Source organism: Arthrobacter sp. 001422645, assembly GCF_059816125.1.
In genome coordinates, this window is sequence record NZ_JCBANT010000002.1 from 136,560 (window position 1) to 161,567 (window position 25,008).

Annotated in this window: 21 protein-coding genes; 12 read left to right on the plus strand and 9 right to left on the minus strand. The window is 68.1% G+C overall.

Going from position 1 to position 25,008, the window contains the following annotated elements:
• Nucleotides 1-167: 167 nt before the first annotated feature.
• From AC6EUH_RS03990 to dhaM, 7 genes are all read left to right on the plus strand, one after another.
• Nucleotides 168-2,660 (plus strand): ATP-dependent Clp protease ATP-binding subunit, encoded by a 2,493-nt coding sequence (locus AC6EUH_RS03990; RefSeq protein WP_056428245.1) that lies wholly within the window; start codon nucleotides 168-170, stop codon nucleotides 2,658-2,660.
• A gap of 162 nt (nucleotides 2,661-2,822) precedes the next feature.
• On the plus strand, nucleotides 2,823-4,955 hold the full coding sequence (locus tag AC6EUH_RS03995) for a S9 family peptidase (protein ID WP_499737879.1): 2,133 nt from the start codon (nucleotides 2,823-2,825) through the stop codon (nucleotides 4,953-4,955).
• Nucleotides 4,956-5,126: 171 nt separating this feature from the next.
• A complete protein-coding gene (locus AC6EUH_RS04000; protein WP_056428239.1) occupies nucleotides 5,127-5,636 on the plus strand; it encodes an amino-acid N-acetyltransferase in 510 nt (169 codons plus the stop codon).
• A 206-nt stretch (nucleotides 5,637-5,842) separates the two neighbouring features.
• Entirely contained in the window at nucleotides 5,843-6,061 is a 219-nt protein-coding gene (locus AC6EUH_RS04005; protein ID WP_156367527.1) for a hypothetical protein, read from the plus strand.
• Between the two features lie 143 nt (nucleotides 6,062-6,204).
• Complete coding sequence (gene dhaK, locus AC6EUH_RS04010) at nucleotides 6,205-7,206, plus strand: dihydroxyacetone kinase subunit DhaK (protein ID WP_056428237.1); 1,002 nt, start codon at nucleotides 6,205-6,207, stop codon at nucleotides 7,204-7,206.
• Nucleotides 7,207-7,208: 2 nt separating this feature from the next.
• Nucleotides 7,209-7,835, plus strand: coding sequence for a dihydroxyacetone kinase subunit DhaL (gene dhaL, locus AC6EUH_RS04015; protein ID WP_056429257.1), 627 nt, complete (start codon nucleotides 7,209-7,211; stop codon nucleotides 7,833-7,835).
• A complete protein-coding gene (dhaM, locus tag AC6EUH_RS04020; protein WP_499737880.1) occupies nucleotides 7,832-8,506 on the plus strand; it encodes a dihydroxyacetone kinase phosphoryl donor subunit DhaM in 675 nt (224 codons plus the stop codon). The genes dhaL and dhaM overlap by 4 nt, the downstream gene beginning before the upstream one ends.
• A 10-nt stretch (nucleotides 8,507-8,516) precedes the next feature.
• On the opposite strand, the gene AC6EUH_RS04025 is transcribed toward dhaM, so the two are convergent.
• From AC6EUH_RS04025 to AC6EUH_RS04035, 3 genes are all read right to left on the minus strand, one after another.
• Nucleotides 8,517-9,215 (minus strand): hypothetical protein, encoded by a 699-nt coding sequence (locus AC6EUH_RS04025; protein WP_056428231.1) that lies wholly within the window; start codon nucleotides 9,213-9,215, stop codon nucleotides 8,517-8,519.
• A gap of 24 nt (nucleotides 9,216-9,239) precedes the next feature.
• Entirely contained in the window at nucleotides 9,240-9,737 is a 498-nt protein-coding gene (locus tag AC6EUH_RS04030) for a hypothetical protein (RefSeq protein WP_056428227.1), read from the minus strand.
• 64 nt (nucleotides 9,738-9,801) lie between these two features.
• Entirely contained in the window at nucleotides 9,802-10,638 is an 837-nt protein-coding gene (locus tag AC6EUH_RS04035; RefSeq protein WP_326951972.1) for an iron-sulfur binding domain-containing protein, read from the minus strand.
• 249 nt (nucleotides 10,639-10,887) lie between these two features.
• Here AC6EUH_RS04035 and AC6EUH_RS04040 point away from each other — a divergent pair, with 249 nt between their 5' ends.
• Nucleotides 10,888-11,667 (plus strand): hypothetical protein, encoded by a 780-nt coding sequence (locus AC6EUH_RS04040; RefSeq protein WP_056428225.1) that lies wholly within the window; start codon nucleotides 10,888-10,890, stop codon nucleotides 11,665-11,667.
• Between the two features lie 119 nt (nucleotides 11,668-11,786).
• Here the strand turns inward: AC6EUH_RS04040 and disA are convergent, their stop codons facing one another.
• A complete protein-coding gene (disA, locus tag AC6EUH_RS04045) occupies nucleotides 11,787-12,863 on the minus strand; it encodes a DNA integrity scanning diadenylate cyclase DisA (RefSeq protein ID WP_056428223.1) in 1,077 nt (358 codons plus the stop codon).
• A 468-nt stretch (nucleotides 12,864-13,331) separates the two neighbouring features.
• Between disA and AC6EUH_RS04050 the strand changes: the two genes are divergently transcribed.
• On the plus strand, nucleotides 13,332-14,945 hold the full coding sequence (locus AC6EUH_RS04050; protein ID WP_056428222.1) for a peptide chain release factor 3: 1,614 nt from the start codon (nucleotides 13,332-13,334) through the stop codon (nucleotides 14,943-14,945).
• Nucleotides 14,946-15,184: 239 nt separating this feature from the next.
• The gene (locus AC6EUH_RS04055; protein ID WP_056428220.1) at nucleotides 15,185-16,549 is read left to right on the plus strand and encodes a GAF domain-containing serine/threonine-protein kinase; all 1,365 of its coding nucleotides are present in this window, start codon (nucleotides 15,185-15,187) and stop codon (nucleotides 16,547-16,549) included.
• Nucleotides 16,550-16,594: 45 nt separating this feature from the next.
• Here the strand turns inward: AC6EUH_RS04055 and AC6EUH_RS04060 are convergent, their stop codons facing one another.
• On the minus strand, nucleotides 16,595-17,797 hold the full coding sequence (locus tag AC6EUH_RS04060; RefSeq protein WP_056428217.1) for a PucR family transcriptional regulator: 1,203 nt from the start codon (nucleotides 17,795-17,797) through the stop codon (nucleotides 16,595-16,597).
• Nucleotides 17,798-17,896: 99 nt separating this feature from the next.
• On the opposite strand from AC6EUH_RS04060, the gene AC6EUH_RS04065 reads away from it, so the two are divergent.
• Both AC6EUH_RS04065 and AC6EUH_RS04070 read left to right on the plus strand, forming a co-directional pair.
• Nucleotides 17,897-18,967, plus strand: coding sequence for a ferredoxin reductase (locus AC6EUH_RS04065; protein WP_056428214.1), 1,071 nt, complete (start codon nucleotides 17,897-17,899; stop codon nucleotides 18,965-18,967).
• A 13-nt stretch (nucleotides 18,968-18,980) separates the two neighbouring features.
• Entirely contained in the window at nucleotides 18,981-20,183 is a 1,203-nt protein-coding gene (locus tag AC6EUH_RS04070; protein WP_056428212.1) for a fatty acid desaturase family protein, read from the plus strand.
• Between the two features lie 114 nt (nucleotides 20,184-20,297).
• On the opposite strand, the gene AC6EUH_RS04075 is transcribed toward AC6EUH_RS04070, so the two are convergent.
• From AC6EUH_RS04075 to AC6EUH_RS04090, 4 genes are all read right to left on the minus strand, one after another.
• Complete coding sequence (locus AC6EUH_RS04075; protein WP_499737881.1) at nucleotides 20,298-20,870, minus strand: class I SAM-dependent methyltransferase; 573 nt, start codon at nucleotides 20,868-20,870, stop codon at nucleotides 20,298-20,300.
• A 79-nt stretch (nucleotides 20,871-20,949) separates the two neighbouring features.
• Nucleotides 20,950-23,100 (minus strand): heavy metal translocating P-type ATPase, encoded by a 2,151-nt coding sequence (locus tag AC6EUH_RS04080; protein WP_499737882.1) that lies wholly within the window; start codon nucleotides 23,098-23,100, stop codon nucleotides 20,950-20,952.
• An 84-nt stretch (nucleotides 23,101-23,184) separates the two neighbouring features.
• Entirely contained in the window at nucleotides 23,185-24,663 is a 1,479-nt protein-coding gene (locus tag AC6EUH_RS04085; RefSeq protein WP_499737883.1) for a multicopper oxidase family protein, read from the minus strand.
• Nucleotides 24,663-24,992, minus strand: coding sequence for an SHOCT domain-containing protein (locus AC6EUH_RS04090; protein ID WP_499737884.1), 330 nt, complete (start codon nucleotides 24,990-24,992; stop codon nucleotides 24,663-24,665). Before AC6EUH_RS04090 ends, AC6EUH_RS04085 begins: the two co-directional genes overlap by 1 nt.
• Nucleotides 24,993-25,008: the final 16 nt, after the last annotated feature.

Consider the following 25,008-nt stretch of genomic DNA (forward strand, 5'->3'; position numbering starts at 1 on the left):
CCGCCTGGGTGCCCGCCGGTCCGTTGCCGCAGGGCATTCGCGGGACCGCGAACCGGCCCCGATGTGACGGGGCGACGGCGTCCCGGTTTCCCCTGTGGCGAACAAGCCCCAAATCTTGAACCCGGCCACGTAGCATCAAAGTACGTCGTAGCTAGGAGTGTGGCGAAATGTTTGAGCGATTTACGGACCGTGCCCGTCGCGTAGTTGTGCTTGCCCAAGAAGAGGCACGCATGCTGAACCACAATTACATTGGTACCGAACACATCCTCTTGGGTCTGATCCATGAAGGTGAAGGTGTTGCTGCCAAAGCCCTTGAGTCCTTGAGCATTTCGCTCGACGGCGTTCGCGAGCAGGTACAGGAGATCATCGGCCAGGGCCAGCAGGCCCCGTCCGGACACATCCCCTTCACCCCCCGCGCCAAGAAGGTCTTGGAACTCTCGCTCCGCGAGGCCTTGCAGCTGGGCCACAACTACATCGGCACGGAGCACATTCTGCTCGGCCTCATCCGCGAGGGTGAAGGCGTTGCCGCCCAGGTGCTGGTGAAGCTCGGCGCGGACCTCAACCGTGTCCGGCAGCAGGTTATCCAGCTGCTCTCGGGCTACCAGGGCAAGGAGAGCACCGGAGCCGGCGTCGGCCCCGGCCAGGCCGAAGGCACTCCTGCCGGTTCCGTCGTCCTGGACCAGTTCGGCCGCAACCTGACCCAGGCCGCGCGCGAGAACAAGCTGGATCCGGTGATCGGGCGCGAATCGGAAATGGAACGCGTCATGCAGGTCCTTTCCCGCCGCACCAAGAACAACCCCGTCCTGATCGGTGAGCCCGGCGTCGGCAAGACCGCCGTCGTCGAGGGCCTTGCCCAGGCGATTGTCCGCGGCGACGTGCCGGAGACCATCAAGGACAAGCAGCTCTACACGCTGGACCTCGGGTCCCTCGTGGCCGGCTCCCGCTACCGCGGCGACTTCGAAGAGCGCCTCAAGAAGGTTCTCAAGGAGATCCGCACGCGCGGCGACATCATCCTGTTCATCGATGAGATCCACACCCTGGTGGGTGCCGGTGCCGCCGAGGGCGCCATCGATGCGGCCTCGATCCTGAAGCCCATGCTGGCCCGCGGCGAGCTCCAGACCATCGGTGCCACCACGCTGGACGAGTACCGCAAGCACATCGAGAAGGATGCCGCGCTGGAGCGCCGTTTCCAGCCGATCCAGGTCAAGGAGCCCTCCGTCGCGCACGCGATCGAGATCCTGAAGGGCCTCCGTGACCGGTACGAGGCGCACCACCGCGTGACCATCACCGACGGCGCCCTCGCCTCGGCGGCGAGCCTCTCCGAGCGCTACATCTCGGACCGCTTCCTGCCGGACAAGGCGATCGACCTGATCGATGAGGCCGGCGCGCGGCTGCGCATCCGCCGGATGACCGCCCCGCCGGAGCTCAAGATCATGGACGAGAAGATCGCCGCCATGAAGCTGGAGAAGGAATCCGCGATTGACGCGCAGGACTTCGAAGGTGCCGCCTCGCTGCGCGACAAGGAGCAGAAGCTCATTGCCGAGCGTGCCGAGAAGGAACGCCAGTGGAAGACCGGCGGCATGGATGACATCTCCGAAGTTGATGAGGACCTCATCGCTGAAGTGCTGGCGAACTCCACCGGCATCCCGGTCTTCAAGCTGACCGAGGAAGAGTCCTCGCGACTGCTGAAGATGGAAGACGAGCTGCACAAGCGCGTTGTCGGCCAGAACGAGGCCATCAGGTCCCTGTCCCAGGCCATCCGCCGCACCCGTGCAGGCCTGAAGGACCCGAAGCGTCCGGGCGGTTCGTTCATCTTCGCCGGGCCTACCGGCGTCGGCAAGACCGAACTCGCCAAGGCGCTGGCCGAATTCCTCTTCGGCGAGGAAGACGCCCTGATCACCCTGGACATGTCCGAGTACTCGGAGAAGCACACGGTGTCGCGCCTCTTCGGTGCCCCTCCCGGCTACGTGGGCTACGAGGAGGGCGGGCAGCTGACCGAAAAGGTCCGGCGTCGTCCGTTCTCCGTGGTCCTGTTCGACGAAGTGGAAAAGGCGCACGCCGACCTCTTCAACTCGCTGCTGCAGATTCTGGAAGACGGCCGCCTGACCGACTCCCAGGGCCGCGTGGTGGACTTCAAGAACACCGTGATCATCATGACCACCAACCTCGGCACCCGGGACATCTCCAAGAGCGTTGCCACCGGCTTCCAGTCCGGCACGGACACGCAGACCGGTTACAACCGGATGCGGGCCCGCGTCACGGAGGAACTCAAGCAGCACTTCCGCCCCGAGTTCCTGAACCGTGTTGACGACGTTGTGGTCTTCCCGCAGCTGACCCAGGACGAGATCATCGAGATCGTGGACATGTTCGTTGGCCGCCTGGAGAAGCGGCTCAAGGACAAGGACATGGGCATCGAGCTCACGCCCGCCGCCAAGGTCCTCCTGGCCACCCGCGGTTACGACCCCGCGATGGGTGCCCGGCCGCTGCGCCGGACCATCCAGCGCGAGATCGAGGACCAGCTCTCCGAGAAGATCCTCTTCGGCGAACTCCACGCCGGCGACATCGTTGTGGTGGATGTGGACGGCGAAGGCGACGACGCCAAGTTCACCTTCGCGGGCAACGCCAAGCCACGCATCCCGGAGATCGCTCCGAGCGTCTAAGCAAGACGCAACGGCCCCGCCCGCTCCGCAAGGAGCAGGCGGGGCCTTTGCGTTAAACCCCCGCCCCCGTCCCGGCCCCGGCAACATTGCCTATCTGAAAGTAATGTTTCACTATTAGTGAACATAATGTGATCCGGCGCACAGTAGGTGTTGAATCGGTGCATGGCTTCCAACGATTCAGAGACCCTGAGCGAAAAACCCGAGACACCCTTCCATGACCTGGACCATTACCTCGCCATCCCGAGGGTGTCCGGGCTGGCGCTGAGCCCCGACGGCAGAAGGCTGGTCACCACGGTGGCCACACTCAACGCCAAGGGCACCGAATACGGCACAGCCCTGTGGGAACTGGACCCCGGGGGGCAGAAGCAGGCCCGCCGGATCACCCGCAGCGCCAAGGGGGAGGCCGGCGCCGTGTTCGCCGCCGGCGGCGACCTGTACTTCAGTTCCGCCCGCCCCGACCCGGAAACCCCCGAGGCAGACCCCGTGAACGCGCTGTGGATGCTGCCCGCGGACGGCGGCGAGGCCCGCGTGGTGCTCACCCGGGCCGGCGGCGTCAGCGGACTCCTGGCTGCGAAAGATACCGGCGCACTGTTTGTCAACGCCTCCGTGCTGGCCGGGTCCACGGACGAGGACAGCGACGAGGATCGCCGCAAGGCGCGCAAGGACAACAAGGTCGCCGCCATCCTGCACAGCGGCTATCCCGTCCGCTACTGGGACGCCGACCTGGGGCCGGCCCAGCCCAGGCTCTTCGCCGTCGAACCGGGCGAGGAGCAGGAGCCGGGCAGGCCCGCAACGGTTGACGCCGCGCCGCCGCTGAAGCTCCGCAACCTGACGCCCGACGCCGGGAGCGCGCTCCGCGACGCGGACGCCGTCGTCAGCCCGGACGGCAAAACGATCTACAGCAGCTTCAACAAGCCGCTCGCCCGCGCGAATTCACGCTCGATCCTGATCGCGATCGACGTCGCCACCGGCACCCGCACCGTCCTGCTGGATACCGAGGGCATGAGCTACTTCCCCGGCCCGGTGAGCCCGGACAACCGGACGCTCGTGGTCCTCAGCGAGAGCGACACCACGCCGGTCGCGGCCCCACAGGTCAAGTTGCACCTGCTCGACGTCCCGGGCAGCGTGTCCGGAGATGCGCCGGGCGACGCCGGCCTGACTCCGCTCGCCCACGACTGGGACCGCTGGCCGCACCCTGCCGCCTGGCTGCCCGACGGTTCGGCCGTGCTCGTCACCGCCGACGACGACGGCGCTTCGCCGGTCTTCCGGATCAGCGTGACCGGCAGCGGCGGTGCGGGCCAAGTGACCCGGCTGACCAAAGACACCGCCGCGTATACCGACGTCGTTGTCGCCCCGGACGGCGGCGCCGCGTACGCGTTGCGCAGCTCCTATGAATTCCCCGCGGAAGCGGTGCGGATCGACCTTGCCACTGGCGACGTCGTCCGTCTCCCTGCCCCCGCCGGGCGCCCCCACTACAAGGGCTCGCTGGAACGCGTCGAGACGACGGCGGCGGACGGGACCCGCGTTCCGGCGTACCTGGCCCTCCCCGAAGGCGCCTCGGCCGGCAGCCCGGTGCCCCTGCTGCTCTGGATCCACGGCGGGCCCCTCGGCTCGTGGAACGCCTGGACCTGGCGCTGGAATCCCTGGCTGCTGGTGGCCCGGGGCTACGCGGTGCTGCTGCCTGACCCTGCCCTCTCCACCGGCTACGGACAGCACCACATCCAGCGGGGCTGGGGCGAATGGGGCAAGGCTCCGTTCACCGACCTGATGGCCATTACCGACGCCGTCGTGCAGCGCCCGGACATCGACGAGACCCGCACGGCCGCCATGGGCGGCTCCTTCGGCGGCTACATGGCCAACTGGGTGGCCGGCCACACGGACCGCTTCAAGGCAATCGTCACCCACGCCAGCCTCTGGGCGCTGGACCAGTTCGGCCCCACTACCGACGCCGCGCAGTACTGGCTCAAGGAGATGACGGCGGAGATGGCGCTGGAGAACTCCCCGCACCTGCACGTGGAGAGCATCAGCACGCCCATGCTCGTCATCCATGGCGACAAGGACTACCGCGTCCCGATCGGCGAGGGCCTGCGCCTCTGGTATGAACTGCTCTCCAAGTCCCGGCTCGCGGCCGACGAGAACGGCGACACCGAACACCGGTTCCTCTACTTCCCGGACGAAAACCACTGGATCCTGCAGCCGCAGCACGCCAAGGTCTGGTACGGCGTTGTGGAGCACTTCCTTGCCAGGAACCTGCTCGACAAGGATCTGCCCGTGCCTGCGGAGCTGGGCCTCTAGGCTCCTCGCGTCGTCTCACCTCCGGCTCGGAGGCTGGGACATTTACCGCGTGCTCGCTCGTTCCTCGCTTAGACGCACGCTACGTCAATGTCCCAGCCTCCTCCGCCGTGTGCGTTGGGCACCTCGCCTGATCCTGATCGGAAGGACGTCCAGCCCCCGTAAGATTGGCCTGTGACTGAGACAATCCGCATCCGCCCTGCCCGCACGAGCGATGTCGGGGCGATCAAGACGCTGGTGGCGCCACTGGCCGACCAGCGGATCCTCATGGCCAAGGAAACCGTGGCCTATTACGAGAGCCTGCAGGAGTTCCGCATCGCAGAGTCCTCCGGCGGTGAAGTGATTGGCTGCGGTGCGCTGCACGTTATGTGGGAGGACCTCGCCGAGGTGCGTACGCTCGCCGCGTCGGACGCCTGGCGGGGGAGGGGCGTTGGCCATCTGCTGGTGGAGCGCCTGCTGGAGGACGCCCGTGCCCTGGGTGTCGCCCGCGTGTTCTGCCTGACCTTCGAGGTGGACTTCTTCAAGAAGCACGGGTTCGAAGTCATGGCCGACCAGACCGCCGTCGACCCGGTGGTGTATTCAGAGTTGCTGCGCTCCCATGACGAGGGCGTCGCCGAGTTCCTGGACCTGGCCCGGGTGAAGCCCAATACCCTCGGCAACACCCGGATGATCAAAACCCTGTAGTTAGACGGCGCCGAAAGCCGCAGAGAACGCCACTGCCGGGGGTCCGCTGGCATCCGGCAACTGCGCCAGAAGCCGGGCAGGCCGGGGTCTTCCCATCAATAAATTTGATGGATAAACTGATCCCGGTCCAGGGGGTGGACCGACCAACTTTCGGAGGCAAGAAATTGCACGATCGCGTCATTTTTCCAGATTTCTCCGCATTTCAAATGACTATCGCGGGCGCGGCCCCGGCGGCACCCGGCTCGGACCCGGGCTCCGGGGGACAGGCAGCCGAGGACCAGGCGCCGGCCCATCAGCCGGGCGCCGGATCCCGGTCCGGCCCCGCGCCCGGGTCCGATCAGGGCCGGCACCATGCGCCGCCGTTTTCCTGGCTGGGCGGCGACGCCTGGCCGAACTTCCCGTTGTGGGCGGATAAGCCCACCTGACGCACCCGCGGATCCGGGACGGCTGCTGTCAGAGAGAACCCCGGTTGCGCGTCAGAGGTTGTGAATCCGGAGCCTACCGCTGGCATGGGCCCCGGTAGTAGGGTTCAACCAAGCAGCCAGGACACCATCCAGGGAGCACAGCCATGAAGAAGCTCATCAATGATCCCCGCGCAGTGGTTGACGAGTCAGTGGAAGGCTTTGGGCTTGCCCATGCCGACCTCGTGACCGTCTTTGCGGACCCCAAGTACATCGTGCGCAAGGACGCGCCGGTGGCGGGGAAAGTCGGGCTCGTCTCCGGCGGCGGCAGCGGGCACGAGCCCCTGCACGGCGGCTACGTCGGGATGGGAATGCTCGACGCGGCGGTGCCCGGCGCCGTATTCACCTCGCCTACACCCGACCAGATCCTCCCGGCGACGCTCGCCGTCAACTCAGGCGCCGGCGTCGTGCACATCGTCAAGAACTACACCGGCGACGTCCTCAACTTTGAGACCGCTGCCGAACTGGCCCAGGCCGAAGGCGTGGACATCCGCACCGTGCTGGTCAACGACGACGTCGCCGTGCAGGACTCGCTGTACACCGCCGGACGGCGCGGCGTGGGCGGAACGGTCCTCGTGGAAAAGATCGCCGGTGCCGCCGCCGAGCGCGGCGACAACCTCGACGCGGTGGCCGCCATCGGCGACCGGGTCAACCAGAACGTCCGCAGCATGGGCGTCGCGTTGACCGCCTGCACGGTTCCGCACGCCGGGGCGCCCAGCTTCGTGCTGGAGGAAAACGAAATCGAGATCGGCATCGGCATCCACGGTGAACCCGGCCGGCACCGCATTGCGATGGAGAACGCCGACGGGATCACCGACCGCCTGCTGGAGCCTGTGGTCAGCGACCTCGGCCTGGCCTCCGGGGACAAAGTGCTCCTGTTCGTCAACGGCATGGGCGGCACTCCGCAGAGCGAGCTCTACATCGTCTACCGCCGTGCCGCGCAGCAGCTGGCCGGGCAGGGCATCACCGTGGAGCGCTCGCTGGTGGGCAACTACATCACCTCACTCGAAATGCAGGGCTGCTCCATTACCGTCCTGCGCCTCGACGATGAAATGACGGCGCTCTGGGATGCTCCCGTGCACACTCCCGCCCTCCGTTGGGGCGTCTGACCGTGGGACTGGATGTCAACTGGGCGCTGCGGTGGCTGGCACTTTCGGCCGACGCCATGGCGGAGCACAGGGAAGAACTCATCGAGCTGGACAGGCCGATCGGCGATTCGGACCATGGTGAGAACATGGACCGCGGCTTCAAGGCGGTGATGGTCAAGCTTGCCGAGGCGCCGCCGGAAACAGCAGGGGCGGCCCTGAAGCTGACCGCCATGACCCTGATGTCCAAGGTCGGCGGGGCCGCCGGTCCGCTATACGGCACGGCCTTCCTCCGGGCGGGCACGGCGCTGGGCGACGCCGCCGACGTCGACGCCGCCACCCTCGCCTCAGCGTTCCAGGCCGCAAGGGACGGAATCGTGGCCCGCGGAAAAGCCGAATCCGGCGACAAGACGATGGTTGACGCCTGGACTCCGGCGGTCGATGCCGCCGCGGCCGCCGCCGGAGACAGCGATGTGCGCAAGGTCCTGCTGGCCGCCGCGGAGGCGGCCGAGGCCGGGGCTGTCTCCACCGACCCGATGCTCGCCCGCAAGGGCCGCGCAAGCTATCTGGGGGAGCGGAGCATCGGCCACCGGGATCCGGGCGCCGTGTCCAGCGCCCTGATCCTGCGGGCCGCCGTCGGGGCGGCCGAATGACGGTCAAGCTCGTCGTCGTCTCCCACAGCGAAAAGATTGCCGACGGTGCCGTCGAGCTTGCCGTCCAGATGGCGCCCGACGTCCTGATCCTGCCCGCCGGCGGCACCGACGACGGCCGGATCGGCACCAGCCTCGAGCGCGTCATGGCGGCGCTGGAACAAGCTGCGGACGCCAACAGCGACGGCACGGTTGTCCTGACGGATCTGGGCTCGGCCGTGATGACAGCCGAGTCCGCCCTCGAATTCGTGGCCGATCCCTCCTCCGTGCTCCTGGCGGATGCCCCACTGGTCGAAGGGCTCGTTGCCGCCGCTGTGGCTGCCCAGGCCGGAGCCGACGCCGCGGGCGTGAAGGAGGCCGCGGAAGCGGTCTACCGGCCGCCGGCAGCGCCGCAGCATGCGCACGAGCACCGGCCCCCGGAAGCGACAGGGGACTTTGAACTCATCAACCAGGCCGGCATGCACGCCCGTCCGGCAGCGAAGATATCCGGTGGACTGTCCGGCATGGACGCCGAGGTGACCGTCAACGGCGCCGACGGTGCTTCGATGACCGAACTCATGATGCTCGGGGCGGGAAAAGGAACGATGCTTCACGTCGAAGCCAGCGGACCCGATGCCGTCAAAGCCGTCGATTATCTGCGGGGACTGATCGGGGCGGGCTTCGGCGAGCCCTAACGGACCGGTCTCACCCCGCGGCCTCATCGGCAGCGGCCAGATCCGGGACCGGCATGGCCTGCCGGGGTCCGCTCCACGCGATCCACCCGCCGGCGACGGCCATGAGCACGGCTCCGGCCGTCTGGGTCGGCAGGCTGCTCCCGGTTGTCGCCAGCCCCAGGACGACACCCGCAACGTAGAACACGACGGCGCCGCTCACCCAGAGGGCCCCGGCCCAGCGGGGGAGCACGCGGGAACGCCACACCGAGATTCCCAGCAGTACGTTGCCGACGAATGCGAGCAGGAGGCCGAGAAGGAACGCCCCTGTCATGGATCCGGGAAATTCCAGCAGCATCACGTCCTGGTTCCCGGCCAGGTACGCCTTGCCGATTGCAGGGGTGGCGAAGGTGGAAACCACGGCGGGTACCAGGAGCAAAGCCGTGCCGGCGACGGCGGTGACCATCGCGGCCAGCGCCAGCCGACCAATCCGGCTGTTGGCCAGGCAGCAGCCCAGGGCGAAAACCCCAAAGATCGCCATTATGGTGCCGGCGGTGCTGCCGAACAGGTGGCTGAACTGGTACGAGCCGGAACTGACAAACGTGGCCCAGGCAGCCGGGTCCTTCTCCTGGTCCGGCTGCGGCTCCAGCGCGGACCAGGCCGTGACAAGCCATGAGACCGGCAGTGCCCACAGCCCGGCCCGGATCCAGCGGCTTATGCACTTCTCGTTCACTCTGTGCTCCTCTCCCCGCGCGGGCTAACCGGCCTGCCGGAGCCCGTCCGCATCCAGCAGCACGCCGGCTGAGATGAATCTTCCGCATTGTTCGCCATACGGGTGCAAAACCTGGGGCGTGAAGGTCAGGGTCCGTACCGGCAGGGGCCGGCCGCGGGGGTCCGTGCCGCTGGATGTCACTGCGATGGGTGCCTCCGTGAGCGGATCCAGCCCGAGCATTCCCGTCAGCGTGCCGTCCGGTGAGGAGGTTGCCGAACAAGGCCGGTCCCCGCCGTCGGGCCCCGGTTCGCAGCCCTGGTCCACCGACGTGCTCCCGGGATAGAGCTCAAGGTCAGCCTCCGTGCACCGGCCGTCCTGGCAGGCCCTGAGCCGGAGGATCTTCACGGATCCGGCGTACTCCCGCGCGACGGTCAATGCAACCACCTGTGCCTGGCCAATCGCGGGGCATGCCGTCACGGGCTGGCACCCGGTGACCAGCAGTGCCGCGCAACCAAGACCCGCCAGTACCGCGAAGGTGCGCATGTTTCAGGGTAGTTCCGGGAGTCCCGTTCAGCTAGGGCCCGGCAAAGGACCAGGCGGGAAGGGGTCAGGCGGGAAGCTGGAAGCCGGAGGGCTGCAGTTCGGCCAGCCCGTCGCTAAGCAGCCCTGCCAGTGCGCGCTCCAGCTGTTCCGGGGCGGGGTTGAGCCGGTGCAGGGCAGCCAGCGGAATTCCGACCCCGGCGGGTTCGAAGCCAAGGTCCGCGGCCGCCCGCTGGAGCAGCTCCGGAGCCACCGGCGACTCGGCCGCGCGGAGCACCGCCATCACGGCTCCCCGCACCTGGCGGTCCGTGCCGTGCCACGACTGCCCCTTGGGCGTGTACGTCGGCGGCGGCTCCCCGGCCGCGAGCCAGGCGCAGGAGCCGCTGACCGGGCATTCCCGGCACTTCGGCGACCGCGCCGTGCACACCAGCGCCCCGAGTTCCATCACGGAGGCGTTCCAGCGGACGGAGGACCCGACGTCGTCCGGCAGCGTTTGCGCGGCGAGCCGCATCTCCGCGGCGTTCAACGACTGCGAAGGCAGCGCCGCGCCGGAAAACAGGCGCGCGTGCACCCTGCGGATGTTGGTGTCCACGACGGTCTCGCGGCGCCCGAAAGCGAAGGCGGCGACGGCCGCCGCGGTGTAGCTCCCCACCCCGGGCAGCTCCAGCAGTTCCGGGTACGTTCCGGGCACCTGGCCGCCGTGGTTGGCGCCGATGGCGACGGCGGCCGCGTGAAGCCGCAGCGCCCGCCGCGGATATCCCAGCCTGCCCCAGGCCCGGACCGCTTCGCCGGCAGGCTCCCGGGCCAGATCGGCAGGCTCCGGCCAGCGCCGCAGCCACTCCTCCCAGACCGGCAGCACCCGCACAACAGGGGTCTGCTGCAGCATGATCTCGCTGACCAGCACGCCCCACGGAGTACATTCAGCAGCCCGCCACGGCAAGTCGCGGGCGTTCGCCGCAAACCAGGTGGCAAGGGCCTTATGAACCGCGGGCAGCGGAAGGGCCGCCGGTGTGGCGTCCCGGCGCGCGGCAACCAGAGGGGCAGTGGGGGAATCGGCGAGAGCTTTGATGGATTCAGCGTAATAGATGAGGGCCACACTCCGCCCGCGGCGTGGGAGGGCGCCATACCCGGCGCGGTTCTCTAGCCTAGAAGGATGGGCAGGCACGACAATTCAGGAACTCGCGGTTCCCGGCCGGGGGCTTCCGGCAGCGGAGCAACCGCGGGGCGCAGCACGGCGGGCAATTCCGTGCGCAAGCCTGCCCGGAAACCTACCGGCAAGCCTGCCCGGAAGCCCGCGCAGAAACCGGCCCGGAAACCGGTCAGCCCTGTCTACCGCCGCCGCCGGCTGTTCGTCGGCGCCGCCCTGCTGCTGGTGATCGCCCTCGCCATCGGGGGATTCGCCGCCGTGTCGAGTCTCCTCAACTCCGGGCAGTCCTCCTCCGGCGGGGGGACTGGCGCGCCGGGCCAGGCAACCGGACCCGCCGCCGGACCGGGACCCTCGGCTTCCCCCACGGCTTCACCTTCGGCATCTCCGGAGGGGAACGGCTGCGAGCAGAACCTCGTGACCGTCACGGCCGCAACGGACAAGCCCGCTTACGCTGCCGGCGAGAACCCGCTCCTCACGCTCAAGGTAACCAACGGCAACAGGGTCCCGTGCAAGGTCAATATCGGGACTTCCCAGATGGAATTCCTCGTCACGAGCGGCTCAGACCGGATCTTTTCATCCACCGACTGCCAGGCGGACTCCACGGACCTTGTGAAGACCATCGCGCCGGGTCAAAGTGAGACGGCGAATTTCCCCTGGCAGCGCAACCGCACCGTGCAGGGGTGCGCCCAGATCGACGCCAAGCCGGGGGCGGGCGGCGCGTACTACGTCTTCACCGCACGGCTTGCCAACAAAACCAGTCCCAAAGCCGTGTTCCAGCTCAACTAACCCCCGTTGCTCCCCACCGGCACCCTCGCCTCACAAGTTCGGCCAGGGAACCCTGCCGGCGTGGGCCCAGATGCCGTCTTGAGGCTTCAAAAGGGGAGGTAAGAAGCACTCGACGGGGGTTAGAGGAAGCGGTCCAGCAGACTTGCCTCGGCCATCCGGCTCAGGCCCTCGCGGACCGTCCGGGCGCGCTGGTCGCCGATGCCGTCCACCGTCATCAGATCATCGATGGTGGCCGCCATCAGGAACTGCAGGCCGCCGAAGTGGTCCACGAGGCGGTCGGCCACGGCCTTCGGCACGGCCTTGAGCCCGGACAGCAGCCGGTAGCCGCGCGGCTGGACGACGGCGTCGAGGTTGGCTTCGCCGCCGGCGAAGCCAACAATCCCGGCGATTTTGCCCAGGTCGATCAGCTCGGTGGGCCCCAGGTTCACGAGCGACTTAACGGCGCGGTCGATGTCCTCGGCGGACGTGTCCGCGCCGGAGTAGTCGCGGATGATCACGTCACTGCCGGGACCGCGGCCCACGGTGAGTTCGTCCAGCTGGAGTGAGAGAAGCCGGCCGTCCTCGCCGAGTTCCAGCACGTACTGGGAGATCTCCTCGGAAATCCGGCGGACCATCTCCTGGCGCTGCAGGGTCACGGCAACGTCGCGGACGGTCACCATGGCCTCGATTTCCAGGGCCGACAGGGAACTGGTCACCTGGTCGAGGCGTGAACGGTAGCGTTCCAGTGTCGCCAGGGCCTGGTTGGCGCGGGCCAGGACCTTTTCCGAGCCTTCCAGGACGTGCCGTAGCCCGTTCACGTACAGGGCGATGATCTGCATGGACTGGCTGACCGAGATCACCGGGACGCCGGTCTGGATGGCAACGCGCTCGGCGGTCCGGTGCCGGGTGCCGGATTCCTGGGTTTCGATGCTGGAATCGGGCACCAGCTGGACGGCCGCGCGCAGGATGTTGCTGGCGTCCTTGTCGCAGATGATGGCACCGTCCATTTTGGCCAGTTCCCGCAGCCGGGTGGGAGAGAAGTCGATGCCGATGTCGAAGCCGCCGGAACAGATGGATTCGATGGTCCGGTCGATGCCCAGGACGATCAGTGCGCCGGTCCGCCCGCGGAGGATGCGCTCCAGGCCGTCGCGGAGCGCGGTGCCCGGTGCCACTCGGCCCAGCGTCGCCTTGAGTGAATCTTCAGGGCTCCGAGCCATAGATATTCCCTTCAAAGGTGCAGGCCGCGGCCTGCAGGTGCGCCGGTTTCCAGTGTTGCCGGCAGGATCAAAAGTACTCGGTTCCCCGCTCTCACCATAGTAGAGGTAAAGCAGGCCAAGTTCCGCACGGACAAGCCCCAAAGTGGTCCAAAAAGACCTTCGCGGGGGCGCCTCCGGAATGCCCCGGTAACTCCCTTTCCCGGAGGGGACTTTTGGACGCAGCTTCTTCGGCGCTGGCACCGCTTCGCGGCGGCGGCTTGGGCTGCGATAAACTTGAAGCCTTGGGGTGCGCCGCCGGCTGACCGGCGCCGCCCGCCCAAATCCAGCACAGCAGTCAGCCCAGTAGTCAGCACAGCAACCAGCACAGCAGTTACGCAGAACTCCCGGCAGGACAGCCCGCGACCCCTGCCAGCCGGATTCCCCCAGCCCGGGGCCGCAACCATTCAAAGCCGCAGCGAAAGTAGCACCGTGTCTCAAGAAGTCCTTAGCCCCGCCCGAGTCCAGGAGATTCACAAGCAGGCGGCCCGGCGTCGGACTTTCGCAGTCATCTCACATCCCGACGCCGGCAAGTCCACGCTGACCGAGGCGCTCGCGCTGCACGCGAAGGTGATCGGCACCGCCGGCGCCTCCAGCGGCAAGGCCAACCGCAAGGAGACGGTCTCGGACTGGATGCAGATGGAAAAGGACCGCGGCATCTCCATCAGCTCCGCGGCGCTGCAGTTCGCCTACCGCGACACCGTCATCAACCTCCTGGACACCCCCGGCCACGCGGACTTCTCCGAGGACACCTACCGTGTGCTGGCCGCCGTCGACTGCGCCGTCATGCTCGTGGACGCCGCCAAGGGCCTGGAAACCCAGACCATGAAGCTCTTTGAGGTCTGCAAGCAGCGCAACCTGCCCATCATCACCGTGATCAACAAGTGGGACCGGCCGGGCCTGGACGCACTGGCACTCATGGACGAGATCACCGAGCGCACCGGCCTCCAGCCCATGCCGCTGACCTGGGCCGTCGGGATCTCCGGTGACTTCCGCGGCGTCTGGGACCTGCGCAATGACCGCTTCGCCCAGTTCAAGCGCAACAACGCGGGCGCCAACATTGCCCTCACCGAATACTTCACCCCCGAGGAGGCCGCGGCCAGCCAGGGCGACGATTGGTCCAACGCCGTCGATGAAGCCGGACTTGTCATCGAGTCCAACCTAGAGTTCGACGTTGACGAATTCCACGCCGGCAAGGCCACCCCGATCCTCTTCAGCTCCGCCGCCCTGAACTTCGGTGTGAAGGAGATCCTCGACGCCCTGGTGGACTTCGCCCCGCCGGCCGCCCCGCGGCCCGACGTCGAGGGCGCCCCGCGGCCCGTCGATGCGCCCTTCTCCGGGTTTGTCTTCAAGGTGCAGGCCGGCATGAACAAGGCGCACCGCGACCACGTCGCCTTCATCCGGGTCTGTTCCGGCATCTTCGAACGCGGCATGGTGGTGACCCAGGGCCGGACCGGCAAGTCCTTCGCCACCAAATATGCCCAGCAGGTCTTCGGCCGGGAGCGCGAGGTCATTGACGAAGCCTTCCCCGGCGACGTGGTGGGCCTCGTCAACGCCTCCTCGCTCCGGGTGGGCGACAGCCTCTTCCTCGAGCACCCGGTCGAGTTCCCCGCCATCCCATTGTTCGCCCCGGAACACTTCCAGGTGGCCCGTTCCAAGGACCCCAGCCGCTTCAAGCAGTTCCGCCGCGGCATCGAGCAGCTGGAGCACGAGGGAGTCATCCAGGTGCTCCGCTCGGACATCCGCGGCGATCAGGCGCCGGTGCTGGCCGCCGTCGGCCCCATGCAGTTCGAAGTGGTGGAGGACCGGATGGCGCATGATTTCAGCGCGCCGATGCGGCTGGAACGCCTGCCGTATTCCATTGCCAGGATTACGACGGCGGACGCCATGCCGGCGCTGGCCACCGTGCCCGGCGCTGAGGTGCTGCTGCGCTCCGACGGCGAATACCTCGCCCTGTTCAACGACGTGTGGGCCCTGCGCCGGATCGAGAAGAACCACCCGGACCTGACGCTGGTGCCGATCGGCACGCACAACCCAGCGAAGTAGCAGCCGCCGCCCGCTGCCGGGCGGAATAATGGCCGGGCCCAAGGTCTTCCTGAACCGGGAAATCGCGGTACCATAAGTAACCTTGCTAATTATGCGGGCGCCGGATCTTCACGAATGCCGGTATTGGACTGATCTGCCTGACGCCATCGGCGGACCCCGCTACAAGGGACAACGAACACTACTTGACAGAGCTCATTTCAGAACCGGCGCGTTCCACGCCGGCCACCCCGAAGCATCGTATGGCACCCGGCTATCTGTTGAGCGGGCGGTACCGGATCTCGGACCTCGTTGGCAGGGGCAGCCAATCCTCCGTGTTCCGGGCCTATGACGAACTGCTGCAGCGCGATGTGGCGGTCAAGCTTTTCCGCAACGACGCCGACAATCTTGAACAGACCCGCCGGCAGGGTGAGGAAATCCGCATCCTGGCCGGAATGAGCCACCACGCGCTCGTGACGCTCTTCGACGCCGGAGCGGACCTGAGCGACCGGAACGACCCGCTCACGTACCTCGTGATGGAACTCGTTCGAGGGCAGGACCTGCGCCATCGCGGCGCCCAGGGTCCGCTCTCGACGGCGCACATGGCCCACATCGGCTATGACCTGGCGGACGGGCTCTCCTACATCCACCACCATGGAATCGTGCACCGGGACGTCAAGCCCGCGAACATCCTGCTCGTGGACTACAGCAACGATGATCGGCGCCCGCGGGCCAAGCTCACCGATTTCGGCGTCGCCGTCATCACCCGCAACGGCCCGGTGCCGGACGAAGGCGGAACCTCCGGCACCCCCGCCTACCTCAGCCCCGAGCAGGCGGCCGGCGACGTGGCGGGCCCGTCCAGCGACGTGTATTCGCTCGGCCTGGTGCTGCTCGAAGGACTGACCGGGAAGATGGCATACCCCGGCGCTCCCATCCAGTCCGCCGTCGCCCGGCTGCTTCACGACCCGCAGATCCCCGAGGAACTCGCTCCCATGTGGGTTGCGCTGCTGTCCTCCATGCTGGCCCGCGACCCGGCGCAGCGCCCCGCGGCCCGGGAAGTGTCACTGGCCCTGCGCCAGGAAGTCATCAACAGCGCCGCCCGCCACCGCAAGGACAACGCCCCGGGCGCAAGTGACGAAGAGGGGCGCCTGCGCGCCGTCGAGCGCTACCGGATCCTCGACACCCCGCCGGACGGTGCCTTCGACCGGATCGCGGGACTCGCGGCACGGATGTTCTCCGTGCCGGTGGCAATCGTCAGCGTGGTGGATCATGACAGGATCTGGTTCAAGGCCCACCACGGCACCGAGATCACACAGATCGGACGCGACCCGGGGCTGTGCGCTTCGGCGATCCTGCAGGATGACGTCTGGGTCATTGAAGACGCCGTCAGGGATCCCCGCACCCTCGCCAACCCGCTGGTGGCGGGCGAGTTCGGCCTGCAGTTCTACGCCGGAGTCCCGCTGCGCACGCCGGACGGCCACAACCTGGGCACGTTCTGCATCCTGGACCGGGAGCCGCGGACGTTCAGCGCCGACGACGTCCGGGCGCTGCAGGACCTGGCCGCCATCGTTATGAACGACCTGGAGATGCGGCTGCAAAGCCGGGAAGCGCTCCGCGGCACTGCCTAGGGCTCGAGGTTACCTAACGCTTCCGCTGCTTAATGCCTGCGCTGTCTAACGCTTCCCAGCGTGCAGCGCAAGCTCCATTTCAAAACGCGCCTTCGGATCCTCCAGGGTGTCGCCGAACAGCTCACGCAGCTGCGCCGCCCGGTACCCCACGGTCTGCGGGTGGATGCCGAGCTCTGCGGCCACCGGGCCGCGCTGGCCCCAGTGCCGCAACCAGGACAGCAGCGTCTCCGCGAGCCGCTCGCGCTGGGCCGGACGCAGCCCTTCCAGCGGCGCCAGGCGGCGGTTGGCCAGTTCGGCGATGGCGGAGGGCTCCGCGCCGAGGATCACCTCAGCCAGATGATCGTCAGCCCAGATCGGCGGATCCTCCGGACCGTCGCGGGGCGGCAGGACCGAGGCTGCAAGCACTGCCAGGCGCAGCGAATCCGGGACCTTCTCCCAGCCGCCTGCCGGCCCGACGGCGGCCCCGCGACCCCGCAGCGCCTTCTCCAGATCCGCCCGCGCGGACTTGGACTTCCGCGCCGGAACCAGGGCAACGGCGTCGGTCTCCCGTTCGATCACCAGCGTTCCCGGCCCCAGCCGGAGCCGCAGTCCCGCGGAGCGGTCCACCGGCAGGGTCACCACCACCATCCGGGGCGGCAGGGACCAGTCCGCCATGGCAGCCGTCTGGCGCAGGGCCGCCTCGTCGGCCTGTCCCAGCAGCAGCAGGTCCAGCAGTTCGGTGCGCCGGCGGTCCACTGCCCCGGCCCGTTCGGACTGTTCAAAGGCATACGCCTCGGCGCTGACCGCGGACAGCTCGTCGATGTAGGCCAGGATCGATTCGCCCAGGTCCACCACCACGGTCTGCCCCAGATGGTGCTCCACGGACACCCGGGACATCTCGCGGAAGGTCACGCGGGCGCCCATCCGGTAGGCGCTCAACAGCGCATCCATGCTCCTGCCCTGCCGGAATTCGCCGCTCCCCAGCCCTGCCACCAGCTGCCTGCTTTCCTCGGAAAGCGCGGGCAGCCGGGTCCCCGGCAACTGCAGGAAGCGGTCCAGCGCGGCAGCCACGCCGCGGCGCAGCCCGCGGCCGAACCGGCCTTCAATCGGCCTGGCGTAGGCCGGGACGAGCTGGGGCACGGCGTCGATGATCGCCTCGACGATGCCCGGCATCATGGGCCGGAGCACGTCGCTGACCTCGCGCGGCAGGGCCAGCCACGGCGGGTCGTAGGCGGGGGAGCCGGGGGCGCCGGCAGGGGAAGCGTTCATGGGGCTGAGTCCAAAAGTTGTTTCCGGGCAATAGTTTCTTCTAGTCGATCGTATGCCTTGGGTGAAGAAGTATGACCCGCTCTGACATAAGATTGATAAATGATCCGGCTCCGTAAGCTGGCGCGCGCCGCATCTCTACTGACCACCCCCCTAGCTCCAGAAGACATTCTGTCGCTGTTCAACCCTGTGTTTTCTGCCCGCCAATTGCGCGGCGTAGTCACCCGGGTGGTTCCAGAAACGGCCGATTCCGCCACCATTTTCTTCCGTCCCGGCCGCGGCTGGCAAGCACACCTTGCCGGCCAGTGGGCCCGTATTGGCGTCGAGCTCGACGGCGTCCGCCACTGGCGGTCGTACTCGCTCAGCGCCCCGGCCGGCAAGGACCCGGCCATCACCGTCAGTGACATGGGTGCCGTGTCCGGGACCCTCGTGCGCAACACCAAGCCCGGCGACGTGCTCTTCCTGGCGCCGCCGCAGGGCGACTTCGTCCTCCCTGAACACCCGCGGCCCTTGCTGATGCTCACCGCCGGCAGCGGAATCACGCCGGTGATGTCGATGATCCGCACCCTGGTCCCGCACCGCCCGGACTCGGACGTCGTCCTCATCCACACCGCCCGGACCCCAGCCGACGCCATCTTCCGCGAGGAGCTGGCCGAACTTGCGGACCAGTTCCCCAACTTCCGCGTGGTTCACTGGTTCACCGGCGAACGCGGCCGGCTGGACTTCACCTCCGTGGCCGGACTCGAACAGCTCTGCCCGGACTGGCGCCAGCGCGCCGCCTACGCATGCGGCCCCGAAAGCTTCCTGGACGACGCCGAGGCGCTCTGGGAGGCGGAGACCGCCACCGCGGAACCGTCGAAAGCCAGCCTCACCATCGAGCGCTTCAGCACCAAGCTTGCCGGTGGGGAAGGGCACGACGGCGGCCTGGTCACGTTCGAGGCGTCGGACCGCGAAGTCGAAGCCGACGGCGACACCCCGCTGCTTGACGTCGGCGAGGACGCCGGCGTCCTTATGCCCAGCGGCTGCCGCATGGGAATCTGCCACAGCTGCCTTATCCCCCTCCGGGCCGGCCAGGTCCGTGACCTGCGCACGGACGAAGTCCACGGCGAGCCCGGCCAACTAATCCAGACGTGTGTTTCGGCAGCCGCCGGACCCGTTAACCTCGACCTCTGAGGAGTACCAACGCATGACGATTGTTTCCGACAAGCCTGACGTTTCCGAGGAAGTACCCCAGGGCGGTAATGACTCTGCCAAGGTGCCCGCTGCCGTGAAGACGCGGCGCGGCGCCCTTGCCGAGACAGGCAGCCCCACCGTTCGGCCGCCGGCCGCCGCGCATCTCTCCGACGAGCAGGTCGCCGAGCTGGGCCGCGAGCTCGATGCCATCAAGGACGACATCCTTGCCAAGCGCGGCGCCAGCGACGCCGCCTACATCCGGCGCATGATCAAGATCCAGCGCGGACTGGAAATTTCCGGCCGCGCCGCGCTCCTGGTCAGCAAGAACAAGGCCGCCTGGGTCACCGGCACCACGCTGCTCAGCTTCGCCAAGATCCTGGAAAACATGGAGCTGGGCCACAACATCCTGCACGGCCAGTGGGACTGGATGCGGGACCCGGACATCCACTCCACCACCTGGGAGTGGGACTTCGTGACCCCGGCCCGGTCGTGGCAGCACACCCACAACGATCTGCACCACCGCTGGACCAACGTCGTCGGCAAGGACAACGACGTCGGATACAACCTGCTGCGGATGGACGCGGACCAGGAATGGAAGCCGTTCAACTTGGGCAACCCGCTCTACAACGCCCTGTTGGCCCCGGTCTTCGAGTGGGGCATCGCGATCTATGATCTCGAGCTGAACGACTACAAGGAGGGCAACAAGACCAAGGAGGCCCTCACCAAGGACCTCAAGGCCCTCGGCCGCAAGGCGCTCACGCAGTTCACCAAGGACTACGCTGCCACTCCCGCCGTCGCAATGCTGACCGGCTCCGGCAAGCAGGCGCTGTACGGCACGCTGGCAGCGAATGCTGTCCGCAATGTCTGGGCCCACGCGGTGATCTTCTGCGGACACTTCCCCGAGGGCACGGACACCTTCACCGAGGAAATGGTGGAAGGGGAAACCCGCGGGGACTGGTACGTGCGGCAGATGATCGGATCCGCCAACATCTCCGGTTCCAAGTTCATGCACCTCATGACCGGCAACCTCTCTCACCAGATCGAGCACCACCTCTTCCCGGACATTCCGTCCAACCGTTACGCCGAGGTGGCTCCCAAGGTGCAGGAAATCTGCAAGCGCTACGGCTTGCCGTACACCACCGGCCCCATCTGGAAGCAGGTCGGCTCCACTTGGGCAAAGGTCTTCAAGCTGGCGCTGCCGCCGAAGAAGGCCTGAGCGCGGCTCCAACCGGTTTGAATGATTGACGAATGGGGCGTCTGCCATCGCGGCAGGCGCCCCTTTTGTGTGCCCGGGCGGTCATCCGCAGCCAGGGCGCCCGCAACGGGGCGCTCAGGGCTTTCTGGCCGCCCCCAACACATGGGCCAGCCGCGGGTTGCCGGGAAGGACCGAAAAGCCGAAGCGGTCCAGGTCCTGCACGGCGAGGCCTGCCCCGGCGATCGCGGCGGCCGTGTCCCGGTTTGGGTGGCAGCCGCCGGCCACCCGGCTCCACAGCGGCGTGAGCAGGTCTTCGGCGGCCCCCAGCACGCGGTGTGCCGAGCGGACGTGCTCATAGAACAGCAGCAGGCCGCCCGGCCGCAGGACCCGGACAATTTCCGTCAGGGCGGCTGACTGGTCGGCCACGCTGCACAGCACCAGGCTCGAGACGACGACGTCGACGGAGGCATCCGCGGCCGGCAACGATTCCGCCACGCCGTCCTCCACCGTGACAGGCACCGGTGACTTGCCGGCCGCGGCCCGGGCCAGTCCCCGGAGCGTGGGGTCCGGTTCGAGGGCAAGCACGCCCGTTACCGCGGCGGGATAGAACGGAAAGGTTGCGCCGTAACCCGCCCCGATTTCGACGACGACGCCGCGCGCCGCCGCCACAAGCCTCCTGCGGTGGTCCGTGGCCCCGCGGGCGTCCATCCGCGGACCCACGCGCGCATAGGATCTCCCGAATGATGACTCGCGCGGGTTGCTCTCCGGCACGGGTGTCTCCTTCCGGTCAGCCGACGTCGGCCGGGTTGAGTTTCAGGCCCCGCAGCAGCTGGGCGTTAAGCGCCACCACGATCGTCGAAGCGGACATCAGCACGGCACCGGCGGCAGGGGAGAGGATAACCCCGGCGAAGGCCAGGACACCGGCGGCCAGCGGCACCGCGATGATGTTGTAGCCGGTCGCCCACACGAGGTTCTGCCACATCTTCCGGTAGCTCGCCCGTGACAGGTCCACCATGGACAACACTGCCCGAGGATCGTTCCCGGCCAGAACCACCCCGGCGGACTCCACCGCGACGTCGGTCCCGCCGCCGATCGCGATCCCCACCTCGGCCCGGGCCAGGGCGGGGGAGTCGTTGACGCCGTCGCCTACCATCGCCACCCTAAGGCCGCGCGCCTGGAGCTCGGCCACCTTTTTGTCCTTGTCCGCGGGCAGCACCTCGGCGAAGACCTCGTCGATCTGCAGTTCGGCGGCCACGGCCCGGGCCACCTGCCGGGCATCGCCGGTGATCATGGCAACCTTGATGCCCCGGTGCTGGAGCGCCGCGACGGCCTGTCGGGATTCCGGCCGGACCGCGTCCTCAAGGCTCACGGCGCCGATCACGGCAGCGCCGTCCACCACATGGAGCACCGCCGCGCCGCGGTCCCGCCAGGCGGCGGTGGCGGCGGCCAGGCCCGGAGGCTCTGCCGCCCCCACCTCCCGGAGCAGGGCCGGACCACCCACGCGGACCGTCCGGCCGCCCACCGTGGCGCGCACCCCGCGGCCGGTCAGGGAGGTGAAATCGCTCGCCTGGGGCACCGCCAGCCCGCGCCCGCGGGCAGCGGCCACGATTGCGCGCGCCATGGGGTGCTCGCTGTCCGACTCCGCCGCGGCGGCAAGGGCGAGCAGCCCGTCCTGGCCGGTTCCGTCAATGGCGGCAATGTCTTTCAGTTCCGGCTCGCCCTTCGTCAGCGTCCCCGTCTTGTCGAACAGCACGACGTCGACCGTCCGCATCCGCTCAAGCGCCATCCGGTCCTTGATCAGCACCCCGGCCCGGGCGGCCCGCTCCGTCGAGATCGCGATGACCAGGGGGATGGCCAGGCCCAGGGCGTGCGGGCAGGCGATCACCAGCACCGTCACGGTGCGCTCAACGGCGTCGGGCACGCTGCCCAGCAGTGTCCACACGATGAAGGTGATGACGCCCGCGCCGGCAGCGAAGTAGAACAGGAAGGCGGCGGCGCGGTCGGCGAGGGCCTGGGCCCGGGAGGAAGACGCCTGGGCTTCGGCCACGAGCCGCTGGATTCCGGCCAGGGCGGTGTCCTCGCCGATGGCTGTTACCTGGACGCGGAGGCTGTTGTCGGTGGCGACGGTCCCGGCCGTCACGGGGTCGCCGGGGGAACGCAGGACGGTCTTGGACTCGCCCGTGATCATGGACTCGTCGAATTCGGCCTGCCCCTCGATCACGGCCCCGTCCGCCGGCATCCGGCCGCCGGAGCGGACCAGGATGATGTCGCCGCTCCTGAGCTCGGACACCGCGACGGTCTCGGTTCCGGTTTCGGTGATGCGTTCTGCCTCGTCCGGCAGCAGCGCGGCGAGGGCATCCAGAGCGCCCTGGGCCGAGCCGAGCGCGCGCATTTCGAGCCAGTGTCCCAGCAGCATGATGTCGACCAGCAGGGCCAGTTCCCACCAAAAGTCGAGGTCGAAGCCGCCGATCCCCAGGGTGGTCACCCACGAGGCGGTGAAAGCCACCGTGATGGCCATGGCGATCAGCAGCATCATCCCCGGTTTGCGGCTTTTCAGCTCCCTGAGTCCGCCCTTGAGGAACGGCTGGCCGCCGTAGAAGAAGATGACCGTTCCCAGCACCGGAGGGATCCAGGCGGAGCCGGGAAACACCGGAGGCTGGTAGCCGAGCAGGTGCGCAAACATCGGACTGAAGAAGACCACGGGTACGGCCAGGGCCAGGGTCAGCCAGAACCGGTTCTTGAACATCGCCACACTGTGCCCGGCGTGCTGGCCCTGGCTGTGAACCAGATGCTCGTCGTCCGGCTGTGGGGCGGTGCCGGCTCCGGGCGCGCCGCGGGGCTGGTGCCCGTAGTGTTCTTCGTTCGGCCGGCCGTGTTCTGCTTTCGCCTGGTTCAGCTGCCCGCCGCCGACGGGGTGGCTGCTGTGCGGGTGTTCCATGATGCGCTCCCGTGGAGATCCATCGTCAGTTCGGATGAGGCAACCATACCCCCAGGGGGTATGCTTGACAAGAGGATTCACCCGTTAGTGGACCTCGATCACCCCCATCATTCCCTGGTCCTCGTGATCCAGGATGTGGCAGTGGTAGACCGATCGGCCACGGAAGTCGCGGAACGCGATCCTGACCGTGGCGCGGCTGTTCGCCCGCACGTTCACCACGTCCCGCATCACCACGGCGCCGGCGCCCTGACCGTTGTCCTCGATGAGCTGCATCGGCCACACGTGGAGGTGGAACGGGTGGTCCATGGGGCTGGTGTTGACCAGCGTCCATTCCTCGACCGTCCCGGCGGAGACGATGGTGTCCGTCCGGGCCTCGCTGTACTCGCGGCCGTTGATGCTGAACCGCATGCCGCCCATACCCCCGCCCATTCCTCCCGGGCCCGCGCCCATGGCCAGGATCAGCTGCCGGCGCGCGGCCACGGCTGCGGGGCGCAGGTCTTTCGGGGCAGGCCGGGCGGTCACGGCACCTGGCGGGGTTCCGGATTCGCCCTCGACCCGGAAGACTGCCAGGGCGGCAGACCCGCTGGCCGGGGTCCGCCGCCGTCCCATCATTCCCGGCATGCCGCCGCGGTTGTAGGGGAGGGTCTGCAGCACTGATTCGCCGGCGGCGGCGGTCACCAGCAGGTCCGCGCGATTGCCCGGCGCGAGCAGGAGTTCGTCCACGGGTTCGGGCGTGGCGGACCGTCCCGAATCCATGCCGAGCAGCTGCAGCTGCTGGCCGTCCAGCCGGAGCCGGAGGTAGCGGGCCACGCAGGCGTTGATGATCCGCCACCGTTCCCGTTCGCCCGGGCGGGCGGTGAGGAGCGGGTGGCTTTGCCCGTTGAGCAGGAGCAGTTCACCTTCCCGGCCCGCCATACGTTCCATCGGCGTCACCGCCGCGATGTTCCCGGCACTGTCCAGGGTGGTGTCCGAGACAATCAGAACCCGTTCGCTATTTACAGGGATGGCATCGGGCTCTTCGACGATGATCGCCCCGAAAAGCCCCGCGAAGATCTGCCCTGCGACCAGCCCGTGGTGATGGGGGTGGTACCAGTACGCACCCGGGGGGTGGTCCGCGGGCAACCGGTAGCTGTAGTCGAAGCTTTCCCCGGGCATGACCTCTACGAAGACGTTGTCGCTGCTGGCCTGCGGGGACACGTGCAGGCCGTGGACGTGCAGGTTGGTCGGTTCGTCGAGGCCGTTCACCAGCCTGATGCCGAGCTCATCACCGGGCCGCAGGCGGAGGGTGGGGCCCGGGACGGTGCCGTTGTAACAGAGTGCGCCGGCGGACCGGCCCCCGAGTTCCACCTGCCCGCGGGCGGCGTCGAGGGTGAGCTGCAGCCTGCCGTTCTCGCTGCGAAGCTCCGGGGGGCCCAGCAGATTGGGTCCCGGCCCGGTCAGCGCGCCGCCGAGCGGCTGCCGCGGGGAAGCCAGCGACCACCACAGCCCGGCGGCGCCGGCTGCCGTGGCCACAGTGCCCAGACCGCCCAGGAGCAGGGCGTCGCGGCGGCTGATGGGCCGCATTACGGCTCCTCGCCGAGGACTTTCAAATTTTCGCGGTACTGCTCCGCGGTGAGCTCGCCCCTCGCGAAGCGTTCATCGAGGATCAGGCGGGCCTGGCTCTTGCCGCCCGGCAAACCTGGACCGCCTTGGAACCCGGCGCCGCCCGGGGGAGTCCCCGGCGGGCCGTAGGGTGGTGCGCCGTAGGGAGGGCCGTAGGGACCGGCCCCGCCACGGCTTACTCCGCCGGTGAAGAGGCGGACCGCGAGCAGCACAAGCACCCCGATTCCGATCAGCAACAGCAGGCCCCAGAGCCACATCCAGCCGAAGCCGTCGCCGTAGTACCCCATCATGGCCAGTTCCCTTCGC

Bases quoted from the DNA above. Each gene is read 5' to 3' on its own strand.
- AC6EUH_RS03990 (WP_056428245.1), top strand. From the start codon at position 168: ATGTTTGAGCGATTTACGGACCGTGCCCGTCGCGTAGTTGTGCTTGCC.
- AC6EUH_RS03995 (WP_499737879.1), top strand. From the start codon at position 2,823: ATGGCTTCCAACGATTCAGAGACCCTGAGCGAAAAACCCGAGACACCC.
- AC6EUH_RS04005 (WP_156367527.1), top strand. From the start codon at position 5,843: ATGACTATCGCGGGCGCGGCCCCGGCGGCACCCGGCTCGGACCCGGGC.
- dhaK (WP_056428237.1), top strand. From the start codon at position 6,205: ATGAAGAAGCTCATCAATGATCCCCGCGCAGTGGTTGACGAGTCAGTG.
- dhaM (WP_499737880.1), top strand. From the start codon at position 7,832: ATGACGGTCAAGCTCGTCGTCGTCTCCCACAGCGAAAAGATTGCCGAC.
- AC6EUH_RS04030 (WP_056428227.1), bottom strand. From the start codon at position 9,737: ATGCGCACCTTCGCGGTACTGGCGGGTCTTGGTTGCGCGGCACTGCTG.
- AC6EUH_RS04040 (WP_056428225.1), top strand. From the start codon at position 10,888: ATGGGCAGGCACGACAATTCAGGAACTCGCGGTTCCCGGCCGGGGGCT.
- disA (WP_056428223.1), bottom strand. From the start codon at position 12,863: ATGGCTCGGAGCCCTGAAGATTCACTCAAGGCGACGCTGGGCCGAGTG.
- AC6EUH_RS04055 (WP_056428220.1), top strand. From the start codon at position 15,185: ATGGCACCCGGCTATCTGTTGAGCGGGCGGTACCGGATCTCGGACCTC.
- AC6EUH_RS04060 (WP_056428217.1), bottom strand. From the start codon at position 17,797: ATGAACGCTTCCCCTGCCGGCGCCCCCGGCTCCCCCGCCTACGACCCG.
- AC6EUH_RS04065 (WP_056428214.1), top strand. From the start codon at position 17,897: ATGATCCGGCTCCGTAAGCTGGCGCGCGCCGCATCTCTACTGACCACC.
- AC6EUH_RS04070 (WP_056428212.1), top strand. From the start codon at position 18,981: ATGACGATTGTTTCCGACAAGCCTGACGTTTCCGAGGAAGTACCCCAG.
- AC6EUH_RS04075 (WP_499737881.1), bottom strand. From the start codon at position 20,870: ATGGACGCCCGCGGGGCCACGGACCACCGCAGGAGGCTTGTGGCGGCG.
- AC6EUH_RS04080 (WP_499737882.1), bottom strand. From the start codon at position 23,100: ATGGAACACCCGCACAGCAGCCACCCCGTCGGCGGCGGGCAGCTGAAC.
- AC6EUH_RS04085 (WP_499737883.1), bottom strand. From the start codon at position 24,663: ATGCGGCCCATCAGCCGCCGCGACGCCCTGCTCCTGGGCGGTCTGGGC.
- AC6EUH_RS04090 (WP_499737884.1), bottom strand. From the start codon at position 24,992: ATGATGGGGTACTACGGCGACGGCTTCGGCTGGATGTGGCTCTGGGGC.